We start from the raw sequence: 26060 nt of genomic DNA, 5'->3' as shown, positions 1-26060 counted from the left end.
ATGGCGATTCCCTTATCAATTCAATGGATCAACGGCCAGTTGATCATTCTGGATCAGCAGAAACTTCCGCACGAAACGGAATATATTGCACTCAATACGATTGAAGATGTATATGACGCCATTGTTACCTTGAAAGTCCGCGGCGCACCGGCCATCGGCATCACGGCGGCATACGGATTGGCGCTTGCCGTGCAGCGGCATGACACAGAAACATTGGAAGTTTTCCATCATTACGTCAAAAAGGATGCGGTTTATCTTGGTTCATCGCGTCCGACGGCAGTCAATCTGGTGTGGGCACTTGGCAGGCTGCAGCAATCGATTGGATCGGCGCAAACAGTGGCAGCGGCAAAAGCGCAAATTCTGGCGGAAGCAAAACGCATCCATGAGGAAGATGAAAAAGCATGCCGCACCATCGGCGGCCATGCACTGGATTTATTGGAAGGCCGCTCGAGAGTCATGACGATCTGCAACGCCGGTTCGATTGCAACGGCGAAATACGGCACAGCACTGGCGCCATTCCATCTTGGCAAGGAACTGGGGCGTGAGTTTGAAGTTTATGCCTGTGAAACGCGTCCGGTGTTTCAAGGGGCGCGGCTGACGGTGTGGGAGCTGCAGCAGGCAGGCGTTGATGTGACGCTTATCACAGACAGCATGGCCGCCCACACGATTGGTGCGAAAGGCATCGAAGCAATTATCGTCGGCGCTGACCGCATCGCGGCAAACGGTGATACAGCCAATAAAATCGGAACTCTCAATCTGGCCATCCTGGCCGCTGCCTACAACATTCCGTTCTATGTAGCGGCTCCGGTTTCGACATTCGATCTGCAGATTCCGGATGGCAAAAATATTCCGATTGAAGAACGGTCAGCAGAAGAGATCACCCATAGTGCCGGGCAGCCCATCGCACCGAATGGCACAAAAGTCTTTAATCCGGTATTTGATGTAACGCCGGCACAATACATCACAGCGATTATCACGGAAAAAGGCATCATCCATCCGGATTATGAGCGGAATATAATCGATGTTTTTACAACAGTTAGTGGAAAAGGAGAGAAATCATGAAAAAACAATCATTTTTAATTATTGCGGCTTTATTATTTATCAGTATTGTATTGGCGGCGTGCCAGCCGAAAGGCGAGACGGTGACAGAAGCGGAAACGGATTCAGGGGAGAAATCGGAAGCGTCGGACCATGAGCTGGCAGGCAAGAACGTGGCATTGATCCTGCAGCAGAATCTGGGAACATTTTCAGCACAATACATAGCAGGCGTTGAAGAGCAGGCTGAGAAATTCGAAGGCAGTGTGACGGTTTTCAATTCAGAAGGGGATTTGGCGAAAATGGCATCCAATTTGGATGCTGCCATTAACCAGGGAGCGGACGCGATTCTGATTGACCACGGCACGAAAGAAGCTTTGAATCAAGGCGTGGAAAAAGCGGTGGAACAAGGGATTCCGGTCGTGGCGTTTGATGCGGGAGTCGACGTGGAAGGCGTTGTGTCACTTGAACAAGGCGACCAGCTGATGGCGGAACAAACCTTGCAGAAATTGTCGGATGACCATGACGGCGAAGCGAATATCGTGAAAATCTGGACGGCCGGTTTTGCACCGATGGAACGTCGCCAGGTCGCTTATGAGCAATTCCTGCAAGATAACACAGGCATTAAAGAAGTAGCGGCTTTTGGCGCTGCTACTCAAAATACAGCGCTCGATACACAGTCGCAAATGGAAGCGATTTTGAAGCAATATCCGAACGAAGGCGATATCACAGCCGTTTGGGCAGCTTGGGATGAATTTGCGAAAGGCGCGGTCCGTGCCATTGAACAGGCGGGGCGCACTGACATTAAAGTTTACAGCATCGACATGAGCGATGAAGATTTACAGATGATCCAAAAAGACGGCAGCCCGTGGGTAGCTTCAGCGGCAGTTGACCCGGCGGATATCGGACGCATCCAGGTGCGTTACGCTTACCAATTGATCAACGGCGAACAGCCTGAAGAGAAAGTCGTGCTTGAGCCTGTGTTCATCGATGCGGAGCAGCTTCCGGAAGAATCGGTGACAACGGAGAGCTTGAGCGAATACATCGAAGGATGGGGAGCAAGCGAGCAGGGTTATACGGATGACTTGCGGGAATTGGAAGGGCAATAATAAAAACGCTATCGGAGCCGCCATCGGAAATGGTTGGCTCCTTTCGGTGAAAGGAGGATTGCAGCGATGCAGCATTTATTGACCATGCAGGCAATCAGCAAGCATTTCGGCAAAGTGACGGCATTGCAAAACGGCGAGTTAACTCTTACGAAAGGTGAGGTTCATGCTTTGCTCGGCGTCAATGGAGCCGGTAAGAGCACAATGATCAAAATTCTGTCAGGTGTTTACGGTCCGGACAGCGGCGAAATCAGGCTCGACGGCAAAGTCGTTTCGTTGCGCTCACCGAAACAGGCAAAAGAGCACGGCATCTATTGCGTCTATCAGGAAGTGGATACGGCCATCGTTGCGGAATTGACAGTGGCGGAAAATATCCTATTGGACAGTTTTGCATCGGGCGGCAGTTTTCTGCTGTCCAAAAAGAAAATAAACAAACAGGCGCAGGAGGCGCTGGCTAAACTGCAGTCGGAAGAAATCTCGGTCACCCGAAAAGCAGGAACGCTTACTTTGGCGGAAAAGCAGCTGGTGCTGATCGCCCGCGCTTTGGTGCATTCGGCAAAGATCATCATTTTCGATGAGCCGACTGCGCCTTTGTCGCTGACGGAATCGGATAAATTGTTTTCAGTGATTCGGAAACTGAGCAGTGACGGCGTCGGCTGCATCTTCATTTCCCACCGGCTGCCGGAGGTTTTTAACATCAGCCACAGGATTACGGTAATGCGGGAAGGGGAATGGGTCAACACTTTCGTTACGGAAGAGTCACAATCCGACCAGATTATCGAATCGATGCTGGGGGAAGTGTTGAGCCAGGAACTTGAAAACCAGCCGCATCCGACCGGCGAGAATTTGTTGGAAGTCAAAGGCTTATCGGATGGCGGCAAGCTGCAGGATGTTTCCTTGCAAGTCAAAACCGGAGAAATTGTCGGCATTGTCGGACTCGTCGGCGCCGGCAAAACGGAGCTCGCAAAAGCCCTTTTCGGGGCAACGAAGACAGTCAGCGGAACGGTCGAAATTGCCGGGAGAAAAACGCGTCTTCACCATCCGGGCGATGCGATCCGTGCGGGAATGGCGCTGGTTCCGGAAGAACGCCGGAAAGAAGGCTTGTTCGTCCACGAGACGCTGCGTGCCAATGCATCTTTTCCGAATCTCCCGAAATTTTCAAAGCGGCTGTTCATGAATAAAACGTCAGAAAACAAATTTGCGGAAGACATCATCGATAAATTAAAGATCAAAACCGGCAATACCGAAACGCCGCTCATCCACCTGAGCGGAGGCAATCAGCAGAAAGTGGCCATCGGCAAGTGGATGAGCCTCGACTCGCTGCTTTACCTGTTCGATGAACCGACAAAAGGTGTCGATATCGGGGCGAAAGTGGATATTTTCAAATTGATCCGGGAACTGGCCGGAAACGGCAAAGGCTGCCTTTATTTCTCCAGTGAAATCCATGAAGCGATCGGCATATCCGATCGGATTCTGGTAATGTGCGATGGTCAGATCGTGAAAGAATTATCACGTCAAGAAGCGACCCAGGAAAGGATATTACTTTATGCAAGCGGTGGAAAAGAAGAGCTTACCCAAAACGAAAAACTCGGCGAAAGAAAACGCAGTCCAATTTCTGTTTAAATACGGCGCCATTATCCTGCTGATTGCCATCATCCTGTATTTCAGCAGCGTCAGCGACGCATTTTTCAGCTACGGCAACTTCTCGGACATTCTCCGGTCGATTTCGATCGTCACGCTGCTGGCGCTCGGTGTCACGTTCACACTGGTCGTGGACGGCTTTGACCTGTCTGTCGGTTCCACGATGTCCCTGTCGACTGTTGTGACGGCGTCTTTGATGGTGTGGTATGACATGCCGCTGTGGCTTGTACTCTTGCTGCCGCTATTGATCGGGGTGGCAGTCGGGCTCGTCAACAGCTTCCTCATAACCGTCATCGGCATTCCGGATCTCCTCGCGACACTCAGTATGATGTATATCGTGGCGGGCCTTCACCGCACGTATACGGAAGGTTATTCAATTTACAACAATATGCCGCTGACTTCCGGCGGCACGGCACCCGGTCAATTGTCCGAAGCGTTCCTGTGGATCGGCCAGGGTCAGATGCTGGGGCTTCCGGTGCCCGTGTGGATCATGGTGGTGATGGTGCTTGCGGCATATGTCATCTTGAACCATACGCGCTGGGGCCGCATTCTTTATATGACCGGCGGCAATGCGGAAGCCGCAACGTTGTCAGGTGTCAACGTGAAAAAGGTCAAGACTTCGGCGTATATCGTTTCGGGCGTTTTCGCATCAATGGCGGGCATCCTGTTTACGGCGCGCGTCGGTTCCGGCCAGATCGATGCCGGTGCGCCGCTCCTGATGGAAGCTGTCGCGGCAGTATTTGTCGGCTATTCGGTACTCGGTGCGGGCAAACCAAATGCACTTGGAACATTTTTCGGCGCAGCGGTCATCGGCATCCTGCTGAACGGGCTGACAATCCAGAATCTGCCGTATTACGCTTTCGATATTATTAAAGGAGCTGTATTGGTAGCAGCGCTTGCAGTTACGTATGTATATGCGAAGAATAAATTCGCGAAGAGTTAAGGGATTTTGGTTCGTAAATCTGATTGGAAAAAAGAGAACGTTCGTAAAGTGTGTAGACACGTTTGCGAGCGTTTTTGTTCTTTCCAGCTATTTTAATGTTGTTCGGAAAGGTGCAGTTTTACAAACAGTTATTTTCGTTAAGAATTATCTTTTCAACTTATATTTTAAAACTAATCTTCCGGCTGGCCCCAGCAGATACGCGTGCAGACGCCATCATGTTCTTCGTATTGAAAGAAAAGCTGATAACTCTTCTGGAGATAGTGATATTATTCTTTAACGATAAGGAATTTATTTTAATACCTAAAGAACCTGAGAATGAGACAATAGAACAAGTCAATAATAGGGTATGTAGAATATAAAAAGGAGGGGTTAGTATCAAATACCAAGCTATTAATCTAAATGAGAAATTTTCGAAATTCAGTGAACAGTGGTCACCAAAAGTCATTGCTGAAATGAATAATTATCAATTTAAACTCGTCAAGATAGAGGGGCATTTTGAGTGGCACGATCATCAAGATACCGACGAGGTATTTATCGTTCTAGAAGGTGAGATGTTCATTGATTTTCGCGATGGTCAAGTGAAAATTTCCCAAGGAGAGATGTTTACAGTCCCAAAAGGAATTGAACATAAACCTTTTGCGAACCAAGAGTGTCATATCATGTTAGTAGAGCCAAGGGGCGTTGTAAACACTGGCGATATTAAATCAGAATTAACAGCTGTAAATGATATTTGGATTTAATTTATTGAGTTACTGGTCGATTATATTATTAGACTTGCAGTTATAGAGCAAATTCTATTTCTACGCCCAATAAATTTAGTAATCTTTTCGTTTCGAGAAATAGTAATAATAACGCAATTATAGAACCATTAAATGTATTTAGTTCAGAATGAAATAGTAGTCAAAGTGATACCCTGAAGAAAAAGGATGTCCCATAAGTCTCTAAAATAAAACAGACGGAGAAGAAGAAGTCCTTTTTCTCCGTCTGTTTTTGATATAGCGTAGAATCGCCATCAAAATGTTAGGAGATAAAGAATGGGGGCTTTTCTTTGCACTAAAGAAAACTAATTTCCTAAATTTTAAAAATAATAAAGATTTATTAGGAAATTTATTGTAATCTGAAATAGATAGTACAAAAGGAGTGTGACCAATGGAGTGTAATAATTGTTCAGTTGCTGAGCTGAAGTTTGACATCAAGTTGGAAGGCGAGACCAATCTGTCCCTGATGGACATGATTGTGCACCATCTGCAACGAAGAGACATGGAAATTACAAGAAAAGACAATAGATTGCTTATGAAAGAGCCAGGGGCACAGGAATTTCTCGATTTCTGTCTGCATCTTATGGAACCGGAGCGGGTGCAGTTCCGCATCGATAAAGGCGAATGGAATGGGATTGAAGAAATGGAACAGGTTTTCAAAACGGAGTGGATCGATGAAGTGATCCGCAAGGAATTGCTCGTTTGCCATTACCAGCCGATTGTTACAGCGAATGAGGAAATTTTTGCCTACGAAATGCTGGCGCGTTTCCATCACGAGGACGGAACGATTATTTATCCGAATGAAATCTTCCCGGCTGCGAAGTCGCGCAGCAGACTCTACGCACTCGACCGGGTTTGCCGGATGGCGGCTGTCCGCCACGCAGCCGTTTTAAAAGATGTGAAAGCCTTTATTAATTTCATCCCGACTTCGATTTATTCGCCGGAATTCTGCCTGCGCTCGACGACGAACCTGGCGAACGAGCTGGGTGTGGATCCACGGCAATTGGTGTTTGAAGTGGTGGAGACGGAAAAAGTGGATGACATCGAACATTTGCGTGAAATCCTCGCTTTCTATAAGAAAAAAGGCTTCCAGTATGCGCTCGACGATGTTGGTGAGGGGTACAGCACAATTGAATTGCTGGCGGATCTGAAGCCTCATTATATGAAACTCGATATGCAATATGTGCAAGGTGTAGCGGAAGATGCGGGCAAACAGAAAACAGCACTGCGGTTCCTTGAAAAAGCCTTGGAAGTCGGTTCAATTCCGCTGGCGGAAGGGGTCGAAACAAAAGAAGATTTTGAATGGTTGAAGGAGCGGGGTTATCAATTATTCCAGGGCTATTATTTCGGCAAACCGGCAAAAGAGCCTCAGAAAATTTCAATTGTAGGAGCATAAGCGAGCATCTTTGGCGGAATTCATCACTGTTTCGGGTAAACTGAACGAAAAAGGAGCGATGGCCGTGTTAAGTTTTGATCCTTATCAACAGACAGAACGTGAGAATTATAAATTGCTGGTTGGCTCGATTATTCCCCGTCCTATTGCTTTTGTCACCAGTAAATCACCGAAGGGTGTAATTAATGCTGCACCTTTCAGCTATTTCAATATCGTGTCGTCCAACCCGCCGATGCTGTCTGTTTCTGTGCAGCGAAAAGGAGGGGAAGCTAAAGATACTGCGCGCAATATTCTGGCGGGCAAGGAGTTCGTCGTTCATATTGTCGATGAAGAGAATGTCTTTGAAGTAAATGAAACTGCGGCTTCATTGCCACCGGACGAAAGTGAAATCGATATAACCAAATTGACCTTGATCGACAGTGAAGAAGTTGATGTGCCGGCTGTCGAGCAGTCGAAAGTCCGTTTTGAGTGCGTCCTCCATCAGGCGATCGACCTGCCGAACACGGATCTTCTCATCGGCCGGATTGTCCGGGTCCATGTGGATGAGGCCATTTACAATGAAGGCCGCATCAATGCAGATCTTCTCAAGCCGGTCAGCCGTCTGGCAGGAACAAATTACGCGAAACTGGGTGAAATTTTTTCATTGAAGCGACCGGAATAACTTAGAAATTAGCTGTACAGAGTTCATGTTGGAAAGCGATGCTTTCCGGGATGGACTTTTCCTTTTCTATCGGGGTATGCAAAATTCAAAAGCTTAAGCGGATGTTTTTCGCTGTGCGAAAAACATCCGCTCTTTGAGGAAGTCGCCGCGAAAGTGGCGGCTTTTTCAAATTTGAAGTTTGGTTTTTTGCTGACCGCAACTAAAATGGCTGTAACCGCAACTAAATTGCTGATTTCCGCAACTAAAACAGTAAAAACCGCAACTAAATGACCGATAACCGCAACTAAATTATGAAATCGCGCAACTAAAATAAAATATACGGAAAATATTTCAAATTATTGTTCGCTTTTTTATATTTTTGCTTTGAATAATCCGAACACAAAAAACGCCATCTTTCCCACCGCAAAACGGTGAAAGAAAGATGGCGTTTTTTATGGAGCTTAATCCGAACCATCAAAAATCAAAATTATCCGGGTCCGGACCGGAACGTCGATTTTCATTCAATGCTGAAATACGTTCCATATCATTATCGGTCAATTCGAAATCAAATACTTGGCCATTCTGAATGATGCGCGGTTCTTTTGAAGATTTTGGAATGGTGACGACGCCAGTCTGAAGGTCCCAGCGCAAAATTACCTGTGCCGGCGTTTTCTCATTTTTCATCGCAATTTCTTCGATGACGGGATGATCGAGCAATTCACCTTTCATGAGCGGCGACCAGGCTTCCAATTGGATATTTCGGGCTTTGCAGAAAGCATGGAGTTCGCTCTGTGTAAGGTGCGGGTGGTATTCAACCTGATTGACCATCGGCACGATTTCCGCATCCGCCAGGAGGTCGTCCAGGTGATGGATCTGGAAATTACAGACGCCGATCGCTTTGACCCGGCCATCCTTATAGAGCTTTTCAAGCGCACGCCATGCGTCTTTGTATTTGCCTTTCACAGGCCAGTGGATCAAATAAAGATCGAGATAATCCAACTTCAATTTTTCAAGGCTCGTCTCAAAGGCGGCAAGCGCAGAGTCATAACCGAGATCCGAATTCCAGACTTTTGATGTGATGAAGAGATCGGCACGGGACAGACCCGTTTCTTCGAGAGCTTCGCGCACTCCTTGGCCGACGCCGGTTTCATTGCCATACATGGCCGCGGTATCGATACTGCGGTAACCGTTAATGATCGCCGCGCGGACGCAGCCGGCAGTCTCGGCGCCGTCTTTGAGGCCGGAGACGCCGAGGCCGAACCAGGGCATTTCGACGGCGTTATGCAAAGTGGCAGCAGCTTCCAAATTTTTCATCGGATGAACACCTCCAAATTGAAAATAACTCGTCTTTCAATATACCCATTCACCCGAATAAAAAACGGATTAGTCATTTACGATAGCTGTTTCACGCTTTTGCCGCCTGTCGTTTCTTTTCATTTTTATCAATGACATTCGACCCGACAAGGTCACCGGTCACATTCAGCATGGTTGCACCCATGCCGACAAGTGCGTCAATCGCAGTCAGGAGCGCGACTGCTTCCATCGGCAGACCAAGCTGGACGAAGACGGTGGCGATCATGACGATGCCCGCACCCGGCACACCCGCCGTTCCGATGGACGCTAATGTACCAACCAGCACCACCATCAGCATATCCGGCAAGGATAATGGATTGCCTGTTAGATTGGCGGCAAAGACAGCGGACACTGCAATGCGGATAGCAGCTCCGTCCATATTGATTGTTGCGCCGAGAGGCAGGCTGAAACCGTAAAGGCTTTTCGACATGCCGAGGCCCCGCGCCGCCTCAAGCGTCAATGGCAATGTGCCCGAACTGCTTTGTGTTACAAATGCCGTCAGCATCGGGGTCCGCGCATGCCGGAAGAAGAAGCCGGGTTTTATTTTAAATGCAATCAACAGCACGGTGTAAAGTACAATTTGCACCGCAATGGCGGTATACAGCACAAGCACCATTTCACCGAGGGACAACAGCGTATCGAGTCCCTGGCTGCCGACCACTTCCGCCATGATGGCGAAAATGCCGATCGGCACATATTGCAGGATCACTTTCAACACGACAATCGTCGCTTCATTCAAACCGTTGACGGTTTTATAGAGGTGCTCACCAAGATCCCCGAATTCCGTAGAACCGCGCATATATGAAATCGCCAATCCGAACGCGAAAGCGATGAAAATGATGCCCAGCAGATTCATTTCCGTAAAGGCAGTGAAGATATTTGAGGGCACAATATTCAGCAGTACGTTGATGAAACCGGGATTTTCCGGAACATCGAAGGTTTCATTTCCTTGCAGTGACATGCCGGAACCCGGCTGGAACAGGCTTGCGACAGATAGGCCGACAATAATGGCGAACGCGGAACTCAAAGCGTAATAAAGAAATACCTTGCCGCCCATCCGGCCGAGGTCATTCAACCGGCTTTGGTTCACCCCGACCATCAAAGTGAACAGAATCAGCGGAATGATCAGGAATGTCAGCAAACTCAGCAACAGATCTCCGAGAGGCGCCAGCACGGCTGCATCTTCACCGAAAATCAGGCCGACCGCGACACCCAGCACCAAAGCAATGGTGATTTTAACAATTAATGATGTATCCAAATAAGTTCTCCATAAGGTTTTCATGTGCTGCCTCCTTTAAAGTTATTGGCAAATATTTTAATCCATACAATATTACTTGGGATTATTCATTACGATAGAGGAAGGGGCAGCGGCTGTCAAAAGCATTGCTCAATTTGAAGAGTACATGGGGTATTAGAATAATTATATAAGTTGAGTCAATAATTTATAGGAACCGACATTCCGCAAAACAGCTTCGCTTGCCAAAACCCGTGCTCCTGCATCGCTGCGCTAGCTTCGTCGCAAAGAGTCGGCCGAACTTCCTTCGGCCAACTCTTGGCTCGCGCTGAGCTAACTCGGTCTCGTTTCACTTCGCCCGAGTGGATCTCAGCACTTCGCTTGGACCCCTGGGCGTCTGCGCTGTTTTGCTCCATATCTCTAGGAATTTCTCTCAGCGCCGATGCGACTGAGGAGCAGGCGGTTGCCAGCGGAGTAAAAGAGGAGTGGTCTTCTCGATTTATTGGGGGAGCATAATCTTTGCCCTTGACCAAAGTGCCGAAGCGTTATATTTAAGCTAATTCTTTATTTCATCAAATTAAAAAATAATAATCAAAAATTACTTAAGGCAAAAAACCCCCTACGAACGAACGGCAGGGGCTGATTTCTATAATCTCTTATGGGACATGGCTTCGCGCATATCCTGCAGCGATGCCTTTCCGGCGTCGCTTCGGGCAATCATCAGGTTCGTATACAGTGCATCGATCAGGCTCAGCTGGGCAATGCGGGAAGACAGCGCCTCAGACCGGAAATCGGTTTCCTCTGATATGGTATAGAGGCAAATATCCGATTCTTTCGTCAGCGGCGATTTTGCGAAATTCGTCAGGCAGATGATCGTCACACCTTTACTCCTCAGCACATGAAGCACATCCAGAATGTCGCGCGTCGAGCCGGAATGCGAAATAACGATTGCGGCATCCTGTTCATTCATCTGGGATGCCGACATGACCTGGACATGCGCATCAAGGTTCATCGCAACAGGCAATCCGAGCCGGATGAATTTATGGTAACCATCCATCGCGACGCTCGCGGAGCCGCCGTTTCCGAAGAATTCCACTTTGCGGGCGTTCAAAATGGTAGTGACAGCGTTTTCAATTGTTTCGCCATCAACAATCTGCAGCGTCGCTTCAAGTGTCTTAATATTGGAACGGAAGACTTTTTCAGCCACCGTTTTGACTTCGTCGCCTTCTTCAATCTGTTCATGGATATCTTTCAGCGGCGTTACGACTTCTGAAGCCAGGGAAATTTTAAAGGCCTGGAAACCTTTAAAGCCGATGCGCTGGCAAAAACGGAAAATGGTCGATTCCGCGATGTTCAGTTCATCCGCAATCTGGTTAATGGTTAAATGGATGATATTACGGGGGTCATTCAGGACAAAATCTGCAATTTTCTTTTCTTTTTCGCTGAATTGCGAATAGCTGCCGCGAATGGCCGCGAGCGCAAATTTTTGCTCTTTCATAGTAAGTTCCTCATTTCTGGACCGTTTCATACTGAATATTATACTATACTTCCCTTGTTTAAGGAAAAAAATTTGCTATAATAAAACCACTACGGAAAAAATTTCTTTAAGGGGCGGTTAAAATGGAAATTGGTTTGATTGGACTAGGAAAAATGGGCTTGAATTTGGCTTTGAATTTAGCAGATCACGGACATAAAGTGGTCGGATACGATAATTTTGCAAAGTTTGAAGAGGACAGCTTTGAACGTGTTTCTTCTATAGAAGAGATGGTGAACAGCCTGGAAACACCGCGCACAATCTGGCTGATGGTGCCGGCGGGTGACATCACTGAAACGGTAATCGGCGAATTGCTGCCTTTGCTTCAAAAAGGCGATACGCTGATTGACGGCGGCAACTCGAATTATAAAGATACGCTGCGCCGCGCGGCAATGCTGCAGGAACAGGGACTCTATTATTTCGATTGCGGCACAAGCGGCGGCACAGAAGGCGCGCGCAACGGCATCTGCTCGATGATCGGCGGAGACGAAGAGAAGTTCAAAGATATCGAACCTCTTTTCAAAGATATTTCCGTTGAAAACGGCTATTTGTACACGGGCAAAGCCGGCAGCGGCCATTTCCTGAAAATGATCCACAACGGCATCGAGTACGGCATGATGCAGGCAATTGCGGAAGGTTTCGATATCCTCAGCAAAAGCCAATTCGATTATAATTACGAAGAAGTGGCGGGCGTTTGGGATAACGGTTCGATCATCAGCTCTTACCTGATGGGCCTCACCCAAAACGCATTTTCAAAAGACGCCAAACTCGACGGCATCAGAGGCATCATGAATTCATCGGGCGAAGGTCAGTGGACAGTCGAAACTGCACTGGACCTGAAAGTGGCGGCACCCGTCATCACGATGTCGTTGATGATGCGCCACCGTTCACAGGAAGACGATACCTTCACCGGCAAAGTCGTGGCAGCGCTGCGCAATGAATTCGGCGGCCATGCTGTCGTGAAGAAATAAAGGATTATAAAAGTAATTTAATAATCTATAATAATCGATATTCCGCAAAACAGCTTGCTTGCGGGCCCACAGGATGTGGGTCATGCAGTCGGCGCGACAGGACGTCGCGGTGCCGACTGCCGGGGGCTCGCTCAAAACCCTTTGCTCCTGCATCGCTTCGCTGCTTCGTCGCAAAGAGTTGCCCTCGCAGGCTTCGTTCAACTCTTCGCTGTTTTGCTCCATATCTAAGATATCTCTCAGCGCCGGCGCGCCTCTGGACTGGGCGAAGCAATAAGACGAGTGGTCTTCTCGGCTTATTGCGGGAGTCAAGGTGTGCCATACGAAGATGGCGCCTCCTTTGCGACGAGCTTGGGCAGGAGCATAATCTTGGCTCTGTCCAAAGCGCCGAAGCGTTATGTGAAATATAATTCTGTAGTTCAACTTATATAGAAAGGCGATACCGGTTTTATTCGCGTATAATTTCAGTATATGAAAAGGAGGGTTCCCATGGCTGAACCATCGCATTATCTTGGAGTGGACATCGGGACGACTTCGACGAAAGCCGTTCTGTTCAATAAAACAGGGCAAGTTCTGGCGACGGAAACGATTCTGTATCCGTTGCACACACCAACACCACTCACGGCTGAACAGGATCCGGAAGAAATTTTCCGTGCAGTTCTCGGCACCATCCGGGAAACGATCCGTAAAAGTGAAATTGACCCCGCTTCACTCAAGCTGGTGTCATTCAGTTCGGCGATGCACAGCCTGATTGCGGTCGGAGCAGAGGATCAGCTGTTGACTGAAAGCATCACCTGGGCAGATTCGCGCGCGGCGAAACACGCCAGGCGCATCAAGGAAGAAATGGGCGGACACGCGATTTACCTGCGGACCGGCACACCGATCCATGCCATGTCGCTGCTGTCGAAAATCGTTTGGCTGAAAGAAGACAAGCCGGAGATTTTCTCGCAGACGGCAATGTTCGCAGATATCAAAAGTTTCGTTTTCCATAAATTATTCGGTAACTTCGTTGTCGACCATTCCATCGCTTCAGCAACGGGCCTGTTCAATCTTGAAAATCTCGATTGGGACACTGGCGCTCTCGAAGTCGCTGGTATCCATACTGGCCAATTGCCGCAACCGGTGCCGACAACACACTCCTTGAGCGGGCTGGCGACGGAATATGCCGCATTCATGGGCATTCCAAAAGATGTACCATTCGTCATCGGCGCTAGCGACGGCGTACTGGCCAATCTTGGCGTCGGTGCCATCGAGCCGGGCGTTGTCGCCGTGACCATCGGAACGAGTGGCGCAGTGCGCACCGTGTCACCGGTGCCGAAAACCGATCCGAAAGGGCGGACGTTCTGCTACGCGCTCACCGCTGATCACTGGGTTATCGGTGGAGCGGTCAATAACGGCGGCATCATTCTGCGCTGGCTGCGTGATGAATTTGCAGCGGCGGAAGTCGAAACGGCCAAACGCCTGTGCATCGATTCGTATGATGTGCTGACCCGCATTGCCTCGACCGTCAATCCTGGTTCCGACGGCCTGTTGTTCCATCCATATTTAACAGGCGAACGTGCGCCGCTCTGGGATTCCAATGCCCGCGGTTCATTTTTCGGCCTCAGCATCCATCATGAAAAGCAGCATATGATCCGTGCCGTGCTCGAAGGCATCGTCTATAACCTGTACACCGTCTTGCTCGCTGTCGAAGAATTGACCGGCGAACCGACACTCATCAAAGCATCCGGCGGCTTTGCCCGTTCCGAAATTTGGCGCCAGCTGATGGCCGACATCTTCGGCCAGCCGGTCACTGTGCCGGAAAGCTTTGAAAGTTCTTGTCTCGGCGCGGTTGTGCTCGGCATGTACGCACTCGGTGAAATCGACGACTTCAGCGTTGTCGGTGACATGATCGGGCACACACACACCCATCAACCTGATCAGGCGTCCACCGACATCTACAAAGAACTCTTGCCGATCTTCATCCGGCTGTCTCGTCTCTTGACCGATGAATACGAAAGCATCGCCGACTTCCAGCGTAAACACCTGGGCTGACGCGAATAAAACCCGGTACCCCGGTGAATGGGGTGCCGGATTTTTTTGGTTGTGAAAAATGAAAGATCCCCTTTTATATAGAAGAGAAATGAGAGCGGAGTTTTCGCTCTGCGAAAGCCCCGATGTTTGTAAGGAGACCTCCGCAGTTGTGGAGGTTTTTTCAAATTGGGGATTCGAATTTAGGGGGATAGTGAGGGAAGAGGCGCAATCCGATGGAAATATTATCTTTTATTTTTTCATTCATTGGTCACTTTCTCTATAACCCCAAGTTATGCGCGATTAGAAATTTATATGCGCGATTAAAAAATAATATGCGCGATTAAAAAAATTTGCGCACGATTAAAAAGATTTATGCGCGTTCCGCAAAATTTCCGCAATAAAAGCACAGTGGGGAGCTCTGTGAAATTAATTTTGGATAATATTTCCTAAAGTTAGAATGCAGCTTTCATTGTCAGAAAACAAAAACAATTAACTATAATTTACCATCTTGAAATGATACGATTAAGACAGAAAAAGCATCAACAAGGGGGAAACGGGGATGGAGTTCGATGTGATCGTAGTGGGAGCCGGATTGGCTGGATTGACGGCAACGGTGGAATTGGCGGATGCCGGCAGGAAAGTGTTATTGGTGGATCAGGAACCCGAAGCGTCATTCGGCGGACAGGCGTGGTGGTCATTCGGCGGATTATTTTTGGTCGATACGCCGGAACAGCGCCGCATGGGAATCAAGGATTCCAAAGAGCTCGCGTGGCAGGACTGGCAAGGAGCTGCGGGTTTTGATCGAACCGGCGACGAAGACTATTGGGGATTGAAATGGGCGAAGGCTTATGTCGATTTCGCAGCTGGTGAAAAGCGTCGCTGGCTCGCCGATCTGGGCGTAAAATTCTTTCCAGTCGTCGGCTGGGCGGAACGAGGCGGTTATCTTGCTGAAGGTCACGGCAACTCGGTGCCGCGTTTTCATATTGTGTGGGGCACGGGGCCGGGCATAGTTGAGCCGTTCGAGCGCCGCATCCGCGAGCATATGAAAAATGGTCTCATCGACTACCTTCCGCGCCACCAGGTGGACGGTTTATTAACCGAAGGCCACAGCGTCACAGGAATCCAAGGTTCGATTTTGGAACCGAGCGACGCGGCTAGAGGAGAAGTGAGTTCACGCAATAAAATCGGCAATTTTACATATAACGCAAAAGCTGTCGTTGTTACAAGCGGCGGCATCGGCGGCAATCACGAATTGATTCGGAAAAACTGGCCGGAACGGCTCGGCGAAGCGCCACAGCATATGCTGTCCGGTGTACCGGAACATGTCGACGGCCGAATGCTCGGCATCACGCAGCAGGCAGGCGGCCGCCTCGTCAATCGCGACCGCATGTGGCATTACACCGAAGGCATTAAAAACTGGAATCCGGTGTGGAAGAGTCATGGCATCCGCATTCTGCCAGGACCGTCTTCCATGTGGTTCGATGCCACAGGCAAACGGTTCCCGGCGCCGAATTTCCCGGGATTCGACACATTGGGCACTTTGGAAACAATCCAGAAAACCGGCTATAGTTATTCATGGTTCATTCTGACACAGAAAATTATCGAGAAGGAATTTGCTCTGTCCGGCTCTGAACAGAATCCGGATTTGACGGGCAAAAGCATTCGGCAGGTGCTGTCGCGCATCAAAAAAGGAGCAACGGCACCGGTCCAGGCTTTTATGGACAAAGGCGAAGATTTTATTGTCGCAGAGAATTTGGAGGATCTGGTTGCCGGCATGAACAATCTCACCGGCGAAAATTTGCTGGATGTGAAAGGTATTGAACAACAGATTATTGCGCGCGATCGCCAATTGGACAATAAATTTACGAAAGACCTTCAGGTGACGGCATTGCGCGGTGCCCGAAATTACAGAGGAGACCGGCTGATCCGCGTCGCATCACCGCATAAAATACTGGATCCGAAAAACGGTCCACTCATCGCGGTGCGGCTGAACATTGTCAGCCGCAAAACGCTCGGCGGCCTCCAGACAGATTTAAGTGCACGCGTCCTTAATGAGGCGGGCGAGCCAATCATAGGCTTATATGCCGCGGGCGAAGTCGCGGGTTTTGGCGGCGGCGGAGTGCACGGCTACCGCTCACTCGAAGGAACTTTTCTTGGCGGCTGCCTGTTTTCCGGCAGAGTGGCTGGGCGCGCAGCGGCAGAATTCAGCAGCTGAAATTCTGGCTGGTTTCTGACTTCTGTAAAATTGATGGAAGGGGTGATTGGATGAATAAAGATTATCTTAGGTTTACGTATGCAATATCAACAGCAAGCTTGATTATCGGCTTGGTCATGATTTTCAATAGCGTTTCCAGGGGGCAGTCTTTGGCAGATGCCGAGATTAACCGGCAATTCGGAAGCATGGACACCGATCAGTACAATATGGTTTATGAAGCCGGCATCAATCAATTTCTTGTTTTGGGAGGGATTTTTGCAGGCAGCGGCCTGTTGATCGCCATTCTGGTTTCTTTTGTTTTATTGCTTAAATCCAAGCCGGCAATTGAGGAAGAACTTCATGTTTGATATCTACTTCAGCTTTGCAAGTCCTTTGATGCCGGAATCTTTTGGATGGAGATTCACTTTGTTTATTGCGGGTTCAATATCGATCATCTATCTGGTCGATCTGTTTTTACGGAAGTTATTGGGTGTAGAAAAGCGGAAGCTCTTCAAAAGCCGTTACGTCAATGACCGGCATAAAAAAGTCGATTTCTATCTGCGAATAGCAGGGGCCGTCTTCTTAGTGGCCGCGTTGGCGTATGGGTATGAAAATGGCCCGTTGTATCCAATAGTCGCTACGATTGGCGCTGCACTGATGAGCGCTCTGTACCAGGCCTATATGGAGAAGCGATACGCCGAAAATCCGGGAGATCATCTTTATACAATTTTGGAGTTTCCTTTGACCATCATTCCTGTCCTGATTCTGGGAGGAACCTTGTTTCCCGAAATTCCTTTATATTAATAAAATACGAAAGCCACCTTAAAAAATGTTTCACGTGAAACACCTTTATGTCCATTTAATAAGAATTTGTCTGAATGAATTGCAGGAAGAAGGTGGGACAATGCGGGGCGAGAAGGTCCAACTGCATTTTTTAATGTTGAAAGATGCACAAGATAAATTGCAATTGGAAATAGATAATAAAGAATTCTTCGAAGAGTTTTCGGTCATCAACAGCGATGATTTTTATACTTTATTGATGCAGCAGGAAGTGATTGAACAAAGTACGGAAAACCGGGAAGCCGGCAGGGAATATAATTTCGGCATTTTTGAAAACGATACCGGTAAACTGGTAGGAACCATCAATTTATTTCGCATTTTCCGCGGTCCACTGCAGAGCGCAATGATCGGCTATGCGGTCGACAGAAACTACAATGGCAAAGGCTATGCCACAGAAGCCATCCGGCTGATGGTGGAGTATGCATTCAAGGAGCTGGGGTTGCACCGGATTGAGGCGGGTGTCATGCCGCATAATGCACCGTCGCTCCGTGTGCTTGAGAAGGCGGGGTTCGAACGGGAAGGAATTGCCAGAAAAAATGTGCAGATCAACGGCAAATGGCAGGACCATGTCGTGATGGCCATCATTAATCCGGAAGACGATTAAGGCCGTTGCTGAAACAGGAGATGTTGTATGGAAAATAAAGAAGAAATTTTGTCAGCTATTGCTGCAGACGAATGGATGATGAAAATACTCTGTACAGCTGAGACGCTCAAATTGCCGGATTGGTGGATTTGCGCAGGTTTTGTGCGTTCCAAAGTTTGGGATGCGCTGCATGGATACAGTAAAAGAACCCCTTTAGGGGATATTGACGTCATTTATTATGATAAAAATAGTATGGATGAAGAAATCGAAAAGAGATATGAAAGCCAATTAGATTTACTGATGCCCGGCATGCCGTGGTCGGTAAAAAATCAAGCGAGAATGCATAAGCTCAATGACTTGCATCCTTATTTGTCATCAGTCGACGCTATCTCCCGATTTCCGGAAACGGCTACAGCGCTGGGCATTAAGCTAGGGGCAAGGAGTGAATTGGAATTGACGGCTCCACACGGGTTGAAAGATTTATTGGCAATGAAAGTGCAACCGACCCCAGCTTTTAAAAGTGATGAGCGTCTGATGAAGACCTACAGGCAACGCATCTTTTCGAAAGACTGGACTCAAAAGTGGCCAAAGCTAACAATAGATTCAACAAAAGACGTGTTATAAGAAGGTGAAGACATGAAAATCGAGTCCGAAAGATTAATCTTTCGTCGTTACCAGGATGCGGACTTTCCATTTTTGAAGGCGATGACAGCGGATCCTGAAGTGATGAAGTATATCGGCAGCGGTGAAACGCGCGATAAAGAGGGGGCGCTGCGGTTTCTGTATTGGGTATATCAAGGGTATAAGAGAAATTCTGAAACCGGCCTTTTATTGCTCGTACGAAGGAGCGACGGAAAACCAATCGGCCATGCTGGGCTGGTATCTCAGGAAGTGGACGGAGCAGCTGAATGGGAGATCGGTTATTGGATTGCAAAAGAATATTGGTCTCAAGGCTATGCGACAGAAGCGGCAAGGACACTCCGGGACTATGCTTTCGAAAAACTCGGAAAAGAGCGGCTCGTCTCGCTGATTCATCCTGACAATAAAGGATCGCGGAAAGTCGCTGAAAATTGCGGGATGGTTTTGGACAAAAAGAGTCTGGTATCAGGCAGAATTGCATGTGTTTATGCAATTCACGAGGAGGGATAAGTATGAAATTCCCGGTATTGGAGACAGCTCGGCTCCGTTTGATTCAAATTGGGCCCGAACACATCGATGCTCTTTTTGGAATACTGTCGAAAGATGAAGTGACTAAATATTACGGAATGGACAGCCTGGAAGATCGGCTCATTGCGGAAAAAATGGTGGCTGCTTTTCAGTTCGGATTTGAAAGCCAGCGAAGCTACCGGTGGGGTCTTGAAGTAAAAGAAACCGGTAAATTTATTGGTACAGTAGGGCTGAATAACTTGAACCTGGAAGCCAAAAAATCGGAGATCGGCTATGAATTGCATCCGGCATTCTGGCGCAGAGGGCTGGCTAAAGAAGCAGTGATCGGAGTGCTCCGGTTTTCCTTCGAAGAATTGGGGATTTACCGGATGGGGGCCGTGACCTATCCGGCCAATGAGGTTTCGAGCGGTATGTTGAAAGGACTTGGGTTCAAAGAAGAAGGAACGCTGCGGGGTTATCTATACCAGCGCGGCAAATCGCACGACGCGCTGATTTTTTCTCTTCTTGAACCGGAATGGAAGACAGGGAAATTACAGGACGGAGCGATAGAATGATGAAAGTCGTGGATACAGCGGGATATTTTTTGGAACACTATGACGGAACGATCGAGTTTTTAAAAACATATTATGAGAAATATCCGGCGATTTTCGAAGAGTACTTCACTTATCATTGCAAAAATACAGAAGAGCGCCATCAACTGGCGCTCGGTAAATATCCGCTGTCAATTGAAGGAATTGAAGCGGCAAGGTGGCGGTTGCCGGCGATTATTGAAGAAATTGCCAAAGCTTATGAACGTCTTTATGGCATTAAGTTCCCCATCGATGTCAATTTACTGGTCGGCGGATACGGATCTAATGCCTATACATATCGGGAAATTATTCCGAATATCAGCTTCGCCCTGGAAAAGCTGTCTCCCGAACCCGACCATTTGCGGGTCATTGCGGCTCATGAATTTGGCCATGCAGCGCATCACATACTTTCTGACGGGGCAGGCACAGATTGGACGAAAATCCAATGGACCAGCCCGTTGAACTGGCTTTACCAGGAAGGAGTGGCAATTCATTTCTCAAGAAAGACCGCAACCGGAATGGATGCAGCAATGTATTACTCCTTCAACGATGAGGAAAGGGAATGGCTCCGCTATGCCGAAAAGAATACCACGGAAATAAAACGCGCATTTGCGGAGGATTACCTGAAATTGAATTCGACAGACATTTTCAAGGAATGGTTTTCAATCAATGGTGGCAAGCGTTTTGGCTTCCAAAGATTTGGTTATTTCCTGGGAAATAATCTGTTCCAGAGTCTAATTGAAAACATGGGTGAATTGAAAGCTCTGTTGCACTGGGGAAAAGAGGATTTTCAGGAGTCAGTTAAACACTGGCTCTATGAAGAGGAATGAAAATTGCACGGGTGACTGTCACCAAAGGGGGCGAAATGATGGAATACTTCAAAGAGCTTAGAAAGTTTGTCGGCCATCGCCCACTGATTTTGCCAGGGGCAGTGGTGCTGATCATCAATGAACAGAATGAAGTCCTGCTGCAGCACCGGATTGACGGAAATTGGGGGTTGCCTGGTGGGTTGATGGAGCTTGCCGAAAGCCTGGAAGGAACAGCGGCGCGGGAAGTTGAGGAAGAAACAGGATTAAAAGTCACGACTCTGGAGTTGGTGGGAGTTTTTTCAGGACCCGAGTATTACATGAAAGTGTCGAATGGCGACGAATTTTACTCGGTAACGGCCGTTTATGCCACCAAGGATTACAGTGGCGATATGGAGCCCAATCCCGACGAGACCCAGGACTTGCGCTTTTACGCATTTGATCAACTTCCCTCCGGTTTATCACAGTCCTACCGGAATTTTATCGAAGCTTATTTAGTGCAACAGCGTCAATAGCTGACGCAGGGGAATAAAGACAAACTGCTTTTATTGCCATGAGCGCCATAATAAACTGTACTGATAAGAATATGTTGAAATTTAGGTAATAGAAATTGCAGGGGGAGACTATATGCTGAGTAAGCAAGGGTTCGATTTATGGGCAAATGATTACGACCGTACCGTTCAGTTGAGCGAAGAAAATAACGAGTATCCGTTTGCGGGATACAAGGGAATCCTTAATTTAATTTTTAATGAAGCGATGCAAAAAGAAGGATCTGCTGTACTCGACATCGGGTTTGGCACCGGCGTACTGGCGGCCAAACTGTATGAGCGCGGCCATCAAATCGACGGCATCGATTTTTCCGAAGAGATGATTGCCATCGCCCGGAAGAAAATGCCGGAAGCGCGGCTGATGCAATGGGATGTTACGAAAGGCTTGCCGGAAACAGCGGCCAACAGCAAATACGATACCATTATCAGCACCTACGCGCTGCACCATCTGACGGATGAGGAAAAAGTGGTGTTTATCAAAATTTTACTGGAACAGTTAAAGCCGGATGGCCGGATTTTCATCGGCGACATCGCATTCCGGACGCGGGAAGGCCTGGCACAATGCCGCTTGAACAACTTTAAATATTGGGATGAAGATGAATTTTATTTCGCTTATGATGAATTTGAAAGAGCTCTCGGGAATAGTTGCACCAGTGAATTCCATCCGGTTTCTCACTGCGGCGGCGTCATTATTTTATCGAAATAAAATACTTACTTTTCGTCATTACAGAACATCGACAGAAATCGGAGGAATCCAGCCATGAAGTTTGCTGTGATAACGGATGTCCACGGCAACGCGCAGGCTTTGAGAACGGTGCTTGCTGAAATTGATGCGGCCGGGGATATAAGCCATATTTATTGCCTGGGGGACATGATTGCCATCGGCCATGAAACGAATCGGGTGCTGGAGTTGCTGTTCGGTCGCGATGATGTTTCGATGATTACCGGCAACCATGATGAAGCCGTACTGGCGCTTGCTGCCGGCCGGGAATACCCGAGAAGCCATCTGCACGTACTCGCGCATCACCAGTGGATAGCGGACAATCTGGAATCCGGTTATATCGGAAAACTCGAGAAATTGCCGCGCGTCATTCGAGAAGAATTCAATGGGCATCGTGTCCTTTTCACCCATTACCATATGGAAAACCGGAAAGTGAAAGCGCCGATCAGCGATGATCCGTTTTCGCAGATTGTCGAGCCGGATCTCGACAATGCGGAAAAGATGTTCAGCGGCCACAATGAGCGCCTGATTTGTTTCGGGCACCATCACCCGCAGCATTTCTTCCAGAATGACCGGACGATTTATCTGAATCCCGGAGCTCTCGGCTGCAATCATAAATCCGAAGCGCCATATGCCGTCATCAAAGCGAAGAATGACGGTTTTGATGTGGAGATTAAACAAGCTGTTTACGACAATAAAATATTCCTTGAAGCATACGAAGAGCTTCAGGTGCCGGAGCGGGATTTCATCCTGCGCATTTTCCACGGTGGCCAATCGAGTAGTGCACTTAAGGAAGAATAGGGTAATAATGAATGAATTTCCAACAGAATTGTCCATACTGTAACTTCACAGAAGATCCGAATCAGCATATCTTATTTGAAAACGATACCTGTTATTTCCTGCAGCATGAACGTCACCAGGGAGTATTGGAAGGTTCCGGTATCATCATTCCGAAAAGTCATCGGGAAAATACATTCGAACTGACAAAAGAAGAATGGAATGATACGTATGAGCTAATGCAGCAGGTACAGGAATACCTGAAGAAAAAATATTCCCCTGATGGCTTCACCCTTGGCTGGAATGTCGGCGAAGCCTCAAATCAATCGATTCAGCATAGTCACTTTCATATTATTCCACGTTACAATGACGAACCTTACGCCGGTAAAGGGCTGCGCCACTGGATCAAAAAGCCGGAAAACAAGCGGCCGCAGCTGAAGGATTGATTTTTTTCTGAATTCCATAGGGTGACTGTCACCACCAGAGCATATCTCCATTTTCCGGCATGTGCTTTTCAGTTTTTACTATTCTATGGTTGAAAGTAATAATTGGTGAAATTTTAAATTTCTTTTATAAAAAAGAATTTTTATTTTAATTACCATATTTGGGAACTTTTCTCCAATTTAATCGTAAAAGAAGAGTGGAAAGTAAAATTCGGAGGTGCACAACATGACAAAGCCGGCTATGCAATTGGTGAATTTGAAAAAGACGATCGGCAAGAAGCCGATTATCAAAGGATTGGATTTTGAAATCAGAGCAGGTGAAGTGTTCGGATTTTTGGGGCCGAACGGAGCGGGCAAGACGACGACGATCCGGATGATGGTCGGATTGATCGACATTACAGACGGGGATGTGCTGATCGAAGGCAAAAGCATCAAAACGGACTTCAAAGGTGCTATCCAACATGTGGGTGCAATCGTCGAAAATCCGGAAATGTATCCCTTCCTCAGCGGCTGGAAAAACCTGAAGCAATATGCACGGATGGTCGAAGGCATTACAGATGAGCGGATAAAAGAAGTGGTGGCTCTTGTCGGACTGGAAAAGGCCATTCACGAAAAAGCGGGACGCTATTCACTTGGTATGCGCCAGCGCCTGGGCATCGCACAGGCTCTTCTTCACGGACCATCAATTCTGATATTGGATGAACCGACAAACGGATTGGATCCTTCGGGAATCCGAGAAATCCGGAAATACATACGCAATCTTGCGGAACAGGAAAATGTTGCGGTTATCGTCTCAAGTCATTTATTGACGGAGATCGAATTGATGTGCGACCGGATCGGCGTTATCAAAAATGGTGAGTTGATTGCCATCGAAGAAGTGAAAAGTGTTGAGAATGAGGAAGCGCTGAAAGAGGTTTATATCGAAGTCGAGCCGATGGACACGGCTAAAGTCTACCTCGATGGCCACTTGGAGAATGAAGTCGGAGTCGGCACCAAGGAACTTTCCATGTCGGTCAAACGTGAAGAGATTCCTCAAATCCTGAGAAATCTGATGGAGCAGGGAATCAGTATTTACGGTGTGCGCGTCCTGCAGGCGACGCTGGAAGATAAATTCTTTGACCTGATTGGAGAGAATACCATTGAGTAACTTATTGAACTTAATCTGGAATGAACAGATAAAAATGTATGCCAAAAAAGGGACATGGGTCATGTTTGCAGTCCTGTTGGTCATTGCGATCGGCGGCGGGCTTATCACAAAATTCACGAGTGCAGAATCCGAATTCAAGGAATACGGTGACAACTGGCAGACTGAATTGCAGGAAGAAAATGCACAGCTGACTGCCGAAATGCAAGACGAAGAATTTGGCGGCTTCATGAATGAAATGATTATTGAAGAAAACAGTTATCATTTGGAAAACAATATCAAACCGACACCTTATGACGGCTGGGAATATGTGCTCGAAAACAGCTTCCTGACGTCGATCATCAGCTTGTTTACCATCATTGTGGCGGCCGGCATTATTTCGAATGAATTTAAATGGGGGACGATCAAATTATTGCTGATCCGTCCGATATCACGGACAAAGATTCTCGTGTCCAAATATGTGTCTGTCCTCATTTTCGCCTTTTCGTTACTCGTGTTCCTGCTGCTTTCCTCGTGGATTGTCGGCGCCATCCTGTTCGGACTGAACGGTTTGAATCCGGTGGTGGTTCAGGATATGATGCCTGGTTATGTGCAAAACGATGTACTGGGTGAAATTGCGAAATCTTATGGCTTCAGCCTCGTGACGCTTGTGATGATGGCGACTTTTGCCTTCATGATTTCCGCTATTTTCAGAAGCAGCGGAATGGCAATCGGCCTGGCGATCTTCCTGATGATGGCCGGCAACACGATTGTCGTGTTCCTATCTGAATACGAATGGTCAAAATACATTCTATTCGCCAACACGAACCTGAACCAGTATACGAATGGCATGGAACCGATGATTCCGGGGATGTCGCTGACCTTCTCAATCGTTGTACTGGTCGTTTACTTCGTCATCTTCATGGCAGCGGCCTGGACAGCCTTTACGAGACGTGACGTAGCAGGGAATTAGGAAAATTATTGCAAACGAAAAATTTTAGGAGGAATAAAAATGAAACGTACAGCAGAAGTAGTATTAGGGATTATCGGGGCGCTTGGATTCGCTCTCTCAGCAGCAATTGGCGGGTTTTTCCTGTGGTTGCAGGATAATAGAGATCTAGTTGAAGAATCAATGACTGAAACAGGCGATCCAACCACTGAATTCTCAATGGAGGAATTTGAAATGGCGATGGATTTCCTCGGCTCCGGCGGTTGGGTATTATTAATCTCATCTATCGCTGCAATTGTCTTGGGAATCGTTGCAATGGTCTTGCTGAAAGGCAATAGGAAGCCGGTCATCGCTGGAATCATCTTCATCGCAACTGCGGTAATCGTCTCAATCATTACAGCGGGCGTTGGAATCCCGGCCGGGCTATTCTACCTGATTGCGGGTATCCTCTGCCTTGTGCGCAAGCCGAAAACTACACTTGAAATGTAATTGTTAAGATAGAAGGCTTTTCGCTCAGCGAAAAGCCTTCTTTTTTTGTTTTTGGGGCTTGGGGAGAGGCGGAGATGTTGTGGTGGAGGACTTGCGTGCGATTAACTTCAGGTTGCGTGCGATTAAAATGATTTGCGTGCGATTAATCCCGGCTTGCGCGCGATTAGATGAGGTTATGCGCGATTAGAAAAAAATACGCGCGATTAGAAAAAAATACGCGCGATTAGAAAAAA

Annotated in this window: 27 protein-coding genes; 24 read left to right on the top strand and 3 right to left on the bottom strand. The window is 47.8% G+C overall.

Annotated features, from left to right (window positions below):
• The 7 genes from mtnA (at nt 1) to ACFQ1X_RS09395 (ending at nt 7537) form a co-directional block, all read left to right on the top strand.
• A complete protein-coding gene (gene mtnA, locus ACFQ1X_RS09425; protein ID WP_144839923.1) occupies nt 1–1062 on the top strand; it encodes an S-methyl-5-thioribose-1-phosphate isomerase in 1062 nt (353 codons plus the stop codon).
• Nucleotides 1059–2144, top strand: a complete 1086-nt coding sequence (locus tag ACFQ1X_RS09420) for a sugar ABC transporter substrate-binding protein (protein ID WP_144839924.1) — start codon at nt 1059–1061, stop codon at nt 2142–2144. The genes mtnA and ACFQ1X_RS09420 overlap by 4 nt, the downstream gene beginning before the upstream one ends.
• A gap of 66 nt (nt 2145–2210) precedes the next feature.
• Nucleotides 2211–3764, top strand: a complete 1554-nt coding sequence (locus ACFQ1X_RS09415; protein ID WP_144839925.1) for a sugar ABC transporter ATP-binding protein — start codon at nt 2211–2213, stop codon at nt 3762–3764.
• Nucleotides 3688–4725 (top strand): ABC transporter permease, encoded by a 1038-nt coding sequence (locus ACFQ1X_RS09410; protein WP_144839926.1) that lies wholly within the window; start codon nt 3688–3690, stop codon nt 4723–4725. The genes ACFQ1X_RS09415 and ACFQ1X_RS09410 overlap by 77 nt, the downstream gene beginning before the upstream one ends.
• 374 nt (nt 4726–5099) lie before the next feature.
• Nucleotides 5100–5465 carry a cupin domain-containing protein gene (locus ACFQ1X_RS09405; protein ID WP_144839927.1) on the top strand — a complete coding sequence of 122 codons (366 nt, stop codon included), beginning with the start codon at nt 5100–5102 and terminating at the stop codon, nt 5463–5465.
• Nucleotides 5466–5874: 409 nt separating this feature from the next.
• On the top strand, nt 5875–6879 hold the full coding sequence (locus tag ACFQ1X_RS09400) for an EAL domain-containing protein (protein ID WP_144839928.1): 1005 nt from the start codon (nt 5875–5877) through the stop codon (nt 6877–6879).
• A 64-nt stretch (nt 6880–6943) separates the two neighbouring features.
• The gene (locus ACFQ1X_RS09395; protein ID WP_144840114.1) at nt 6944–7537 is read left to right on the top strand and encodes a flavin reductase family protein; all 594 of its coding nucleotides are present in this window, start codon (nt 6944–6946) and stop codon (nt 7535–7537) included.
• 453 nt (nt 7538–7990) lie between these two features.
• On the opposite strand, the gene ACFQ1X_RS09390 is transcribed toward ACFQ1X_RS09395, so the two are convergent.
• The 3 genes from ACFQ1X_RS09390 to ACFQ1X_RS09380 all read right to left on the bottom strand — a co-directional run bounded on the left by ACFQ1X_RS09390 (nt 7991) and on the right by ACFQ1X_RS09380 (nt 11601).
• Nucleotides 7991–8830, bottom strand: coding sequence for an aldo/keto reductase (locus tag ACFQ1X_RS09390; RefSeq protein WP_144839929.1), 840 nt, complete (start codon nt 8828–8830; stop codon nt 7991–7993).
• Between the two features lie 91 nt (nt 8831–8921).
• On the bottom strand, nt 8922–10151 hold the full coding sequence (locus ACFQ1X_RS09385) for a dicarboxylate/amino acid:cation symporter (protein WP_144839930.1): 1230 nt from the start codon (nt 10149–10151) through the stop codon (nt 8922–8924).
• 598 nt (nt 10152–10749) lie between these two features.
• On the bottom strand, nt 10750–11601 hold the full coding sequence (locus ACFQ1X_RS09380; protein WP_144839931.1) for a MurR/RpiR family transcriptional regulator: 852 nt from the start codon (nt 11599–11601) through the stop codon (nt 10750–10752).
• 122 nt (nt 11602–11723) lie between these two features.
• Between ACFQ1X_RS09380 and gnd the strand changes: the two genes are divergently transcribed.
• The 17 genes from gnd (at nt 11724) to ACFQ1X_RS09295 (ending at nt 25827) form a co-directional block, all read left to right on the top strand.
• The gene (gnd, locus tag ACFQ1X_RS09375) at nt 11724–12608 is read left to right on the top strand and encodes a phosphogluconate dehydrogenase (NAD(+)-dependent, decarboxylating) (RefSeq protein WP_144839932.1); all 885 of its coding nucleotides are present in this window, start codon (nt 11724–11726) and stop codon (nt 12606–12608) included.
• Between the two features lie 486 nt (nt 12609–13094).
• On the top strand, nt 13095–14639 hold the full coding sequence (gene gntK, locus ACFQ1X_RS09370) for a gluconokinase (RefSeq protein ID WP_144839933.1): 1545 nt from the start codon (nt 13095–13097) through the stop codon (nt 14637–14639).
• Nucleotides 14640–15177: 538 nt separating this feature from the next.
• Nucleotides 15178–16833: an FAD-binding dehydrogenase gene (locus ACFQ1X_RS09365; protein WP_144839935.1), complete on the top strand. Its 1656-nt coding sequence runs from the start codon at nt 15178–15180 to the stop codon at nt 16831–16833.
• A gap of 50 nt (nt 16834–16883) precedes the next feature.
• Nucleotides 16884–17180: a hypothetical protein gene (locus ACFQ1X_RS09360; protein ID WP_144839937.1), complete on the top strand. Its 297-nt coding sequence runs from the start codon at nt 16884–16886 to the stop codon at nt 17178–17180.
• Nucleotides 17173–17616, top strand: coding sequence for a DUF4181 domain-containing protein (locus ACFQ1X_RS09355; RefSeq protein WP_144839939.1), 444 nt, complete (start codon nt 17173–17175; stop codon nt 17614–17616). The genes ACFQ1X_RS09360 and ACFQ1X_RS09355 overlap by 8 nt, the downstream gene beginning before the upstream one ends.
• A 100-nt stretch (nt 17617–17716) precedes the next feature.
• Nucleotides 17717–18256, top strand: coding sequence for a GNAT family N-acetyltransferase (locus ACFQ1X_RS09350; RefSeq protein WP_144839941.1), 540 nt, complete (start codon nt 17717–17719; stop codon nt 18254–18256).
• A gap of 27 nt (nt 18257–18283) precedes the next feature.
• A complete protein-coding gene (locus ACFQ1X_RS09345) occupies nt 18284–18859 on the top strand; it encodes a nucleotidyltransferase family protein (RefSeq protein WP_144839943.1) in 576 nt (191 codons plus the stop codon).
• 12 nt (nt 18860–18871) lie between these two features.
• Nucleotides 18872–19384, top strand: coding sequence for a GNAT family N-acetyltransferase (locus tag ACFQ1X_RS09340; RefSeq protein ID WP_144839945.1), 513 nt, complete (start codon nt 18872–18874; stop codon nt 19382–19384).
• A 2-nt stretch (nt 19385–19386) separates the two neighbouring features.
• On the top strand, nt 19387–19956 hold the full coding sequence (locus ACFQ1X_RS09335) for a GNAT family N-acetyltransferase (RefSeq protein ID WP_144839947.1): 570 nt from the start codon (nt 19387–19389) through the stop codon (nt 19954–19956).
• The gene (locus ACFQ1X_RS09330; protein WP_379082255.1) at nt 19953–20801 is read left to right on the top strand and encodes a hypothetical protein; all 849 of its coding nucleotides are present in this window, start codon (nt 19953–19955) and stop codon (nt 20799–20801) included. Before ACFQ1X_RS09335 ends, ACFQ1X_RS09330 begins: the two co-directional genes overlap by 4 nt.
• On the top strand, nt 20798–21292 hold the full coding sequence (locus tag ACFQ1X_RS09325) for an NUDIX hydrolase (RefSeq protein ID WP_379082252.1): 495 nt from the start codon (nt 20798–20800) through the stop codon (nt 21290–21292). The genes ACFQ1X_RS09330 and ACFQ1X_RS09325 overlap by 4 nt, the downstream gene beginning before the upstream one ends.
• Before the next feature lie 112 nt (nt 21293–21404).
• Nucleotides 21405–22031: a class I SAM-dependent methyltransferase gene (locus ACFQ1X_RS09320; protein WP_144839951.1), complete on the top strand. Its 627-nt coding sequence runs from the start codon at nt 21405–21407 to the stop codon at nt 22029–22031.
• A 54-nt stretch (nt 22032–22085) separates the two neighbouring features.
• Nucleotides 22086–22847 carry a metallophosphoesterase family protein gene (locus tag ACFQ1X_RS09315; RefSeq protein ID WP_144839953.1) on the top strand — a complete coding sequence of 254 codons (762 nt, stop codon included), beginning with the start codon at nt 22086–22088 and terminating at the stop codon, nt 22845–22847.
• 11 nt (nt 22848–22858) lie between these two features.
• A complete protein-coding gene (locus ACFQ1X_RS09310; protein WP_144839955.1) occupies nt 22859–23269 on the top strand; it encodes an HIT family protein in 411 nt (136 codons plus the stop codon).
• Nucleotides 23270–23492: 223 nt separating this feature from the next.
• Nucleotides 23493–24413 carry an ABC transporter ATP-binding protein gene (locus tag ACFQ1X_RS09305; protein ID WP_144839957.1) on the top strand — a complete coding sequence of 307 codons (921 nt, stop codon included), beginning with the start codon at nt 23493–23495 and terminating at the stop codon, nt 24411–24413.
• Complete coding sequence (locus ACFQ1X_RS09300) at nt 24406–25362, top strand: ABC transporter permease (RefSeq protein ID WP_144839959.1); 957 nt, start codon at nt 24406–24408, stop codon at nt 25360–25362. Before ACFQ1X_RS09305 ends, ACFQ1X_RS09300 begins: the two co-directional genes overlap by 8 nt.
• Nucleotides 25363–25401: 39 nt before the next feature.
• Nucleotides 25402–25827: a DUF4064 domain-containing protein gene (locus ACFQ1X_RS09295; protein ID WP_144839961.1), complete on the top strand. Its 426-nt coding sequence runs from the start codon at nt 25402–25404 to the stop codon at nt 25825–25827.
• Nucleotides 25828–26060: the final 233 nt, after the last annotated feature.

It is taken from the genome of Metaplanococcus flavidus (assembly GCF_042675885.1).
Lineage (GTDB): Bacteria > Bacillota > Bacilli > Bacillales_A > Planococcaceae > Planococcus > Planococcus flavidus.
Note: the sequence above shows the minus strand (reverse complement) of the source record. Positions and strands in the feature narration are given on the sequence as shown.

What these genes read in the sequence shown, in the direction of transcription:
- gntK (WP_144839933.1), top strand. Translation starts at nt 13,095, where the DNA reads ATGGCTGAACCATCGCATTATCTTGGAGTGGACATCGGGACGACTTCG.
- ACFQ1X_RS09380 (WP_144839931.1), bottom strand. Translation starts at nt 11,601, where the DNA reads ATGAAAGAGCAAAAATTTGCGCTCGCGGCCATTCGCGGCAGCTATTCG.
- mtnA (WP_144839923.1), top strand. Translation starts at nt 1, where the DNA reads ATGGCGATTCCCTTATCAATTCAATGGATCAACGGCCAGTTGATCATT.
- ACFQ1X_RS09340 (WP_144839945.1), top strand. Translation starts at nt 18,872, where the DNA reads ATGAAAATCGAGTCCGAAAGATTAATCTTTCGTCGTTACCAGGATGCG.
- ACFQ1X_RS09415 (WP_144839925.1), top strand. Translation starts at nt 2,211, where the DNA reads ATGCAGCATTTATTGACCATGCAGGCAATCAGCAAGCATTTCGGCAAA.
- ACFQ1X_RS09325 (WP_379082252.1), top strand. Translation starts at nt 20,798, where the DNA reads ATGAAAATTGCACGGGTGACTGTCACCAAAGGGGGCGAAATGATGGAA.
- ACFQ1X_RS09295 (WP_144839961.1), top strand. Translation starts at nt 25,402, where the DNA reads ATGAAACGTACAGCAGAAGTAGTATTAGGGATTATCGGGGCGCTTGGA.
- ACFQ1X_RS09335 (WP_144839947.1), top strand. Translation starts at nt 19,387, where the DNA reads ATGAAATTCCCGGTATTGGAGACAGCTCGGCTCCGTTTGATTCAAATT.
- ACFQ1X_RS09315 (WP_144839953.1), top strand. Translation starts at nt 22,086, where the DNA reads ATGAAGTTTGCTGTGATAACGGATGTCCACGGCAACGCGCAGGCTTTG.
- ACFQ1X_RS09305 (WP_144839957.1), top strand. Translation starts at nt 23,493, where the DNA reads ATGACAAAGCCGGCTATGCAATTGGTGAATTTGAAAAAGACGATCGGC.
- ACFQ1X_RS09390 (WP_144839929.1), bottom strand. Translation starts at nt 8,830, where the DNA reads ATGAAAAATTTGGAAGCTGCTGCCACTTTGCATAACGCCGTCGAAATG.
- ACFQ1X_RS09385 (WP_144839930.1), bottom strand. Translation starts at nt 10,151, where the DNA reads ATGAAAACCTTATGGAGAACTTATTTGGATACATCATTAATTGTTAAA.
- ACFQ1X_RS09365 (WP_144839935.1), top strand. Translation starts at nt 15,178, where the DNA reads ATGGAGTTCGATGTGATCGTAGTGGGAGCCGGATTGGCTGGATTGACG.
- gnd (WP_144839932.1), top strand. Translation starts at nt 11,724, where the DNA reads ATGGAAATTGGTTTGATTGGACTAGGAAAAATGGGCTTGAATTTGGCT.
- ACFQ1X_RS09330 (WP_379082255.1), top strand. Translation starts at nt 19,953, where the DNA reads ATGATGAAAGTCGTGGATACAGCGGGATATTTTTTGGAACACTATGAC.
- ACFQ1X_RS09310 (WP_144839955.1), top strand. Translation starts at nt 22,859, where the DNA reads ATGAATTTCCAACAGAATTGTCCATACTGTAACTTCACAGAAGATCCG.
- ACFQ1X_RS09400 (WP_144839928.1), top strand. Translation starts at nt 5,875, where the DNA reads ATGGAGTGTAATAATTGTTCAGTTGCTGAGCTGAAGTTTGACATCAAG.
- ACFQ1X_RS09360 (WP_144839937.1), top strand. Translation starts at nt 16,884, where the DNA reads ATGAATAAAGATTATCTTAGGTTTACGTATGCAATATCAACAGCAAGC.
- ACFQ1X_RS09345 (WP_144839943.1), top strand. Translation starts at nt 18,284, where the DNA reads ATGGAAAATAAAGAAGAAATTTTGTCAGCTATTGCTGCAGACGAATGG.
- ACFQ1X_RS09420 (WP_144839924.1), top strand. Translation starts at nt 1,059, where the DNA reads ATGAAAAAACAATCATTTTTAATTATTGCGGCTTTATTATTTATCAGT.
- ACFQ1X_RS09350 (WP_144839941.1), top strand. Translation starts at nt 17,717, where the DNA reads ATGCGGGGCGAGAAGGTCCAACTGCATTTTTTAATGTTGAAAGATGCA.
- ACFQ1X_RS09355 (WP_144839939.1), top strand. Translation starts at nt 17,173, where the DNA reads ATGTTTGATATCTACTTCAGCTTTGCAAGTCCTTTGATGCCGGAATCT.
- ACFQ1X_RS09320 (WP_144839951.1), top strand. Translation starts at nt 21,405, where the DNA reads ATGCTGAGTAAGCAAGGGTTCGATTTATGGGCAAATGATTACGACCGT.
- ACFQ1X_RS09410 (WP_144839926.1), top strand. Translation starts at nt 3,688, where the DNA reads ATGCAAGCGGTGGAAAAGAAGAGCTTACCCAAAACGAAAAACTCGGCG.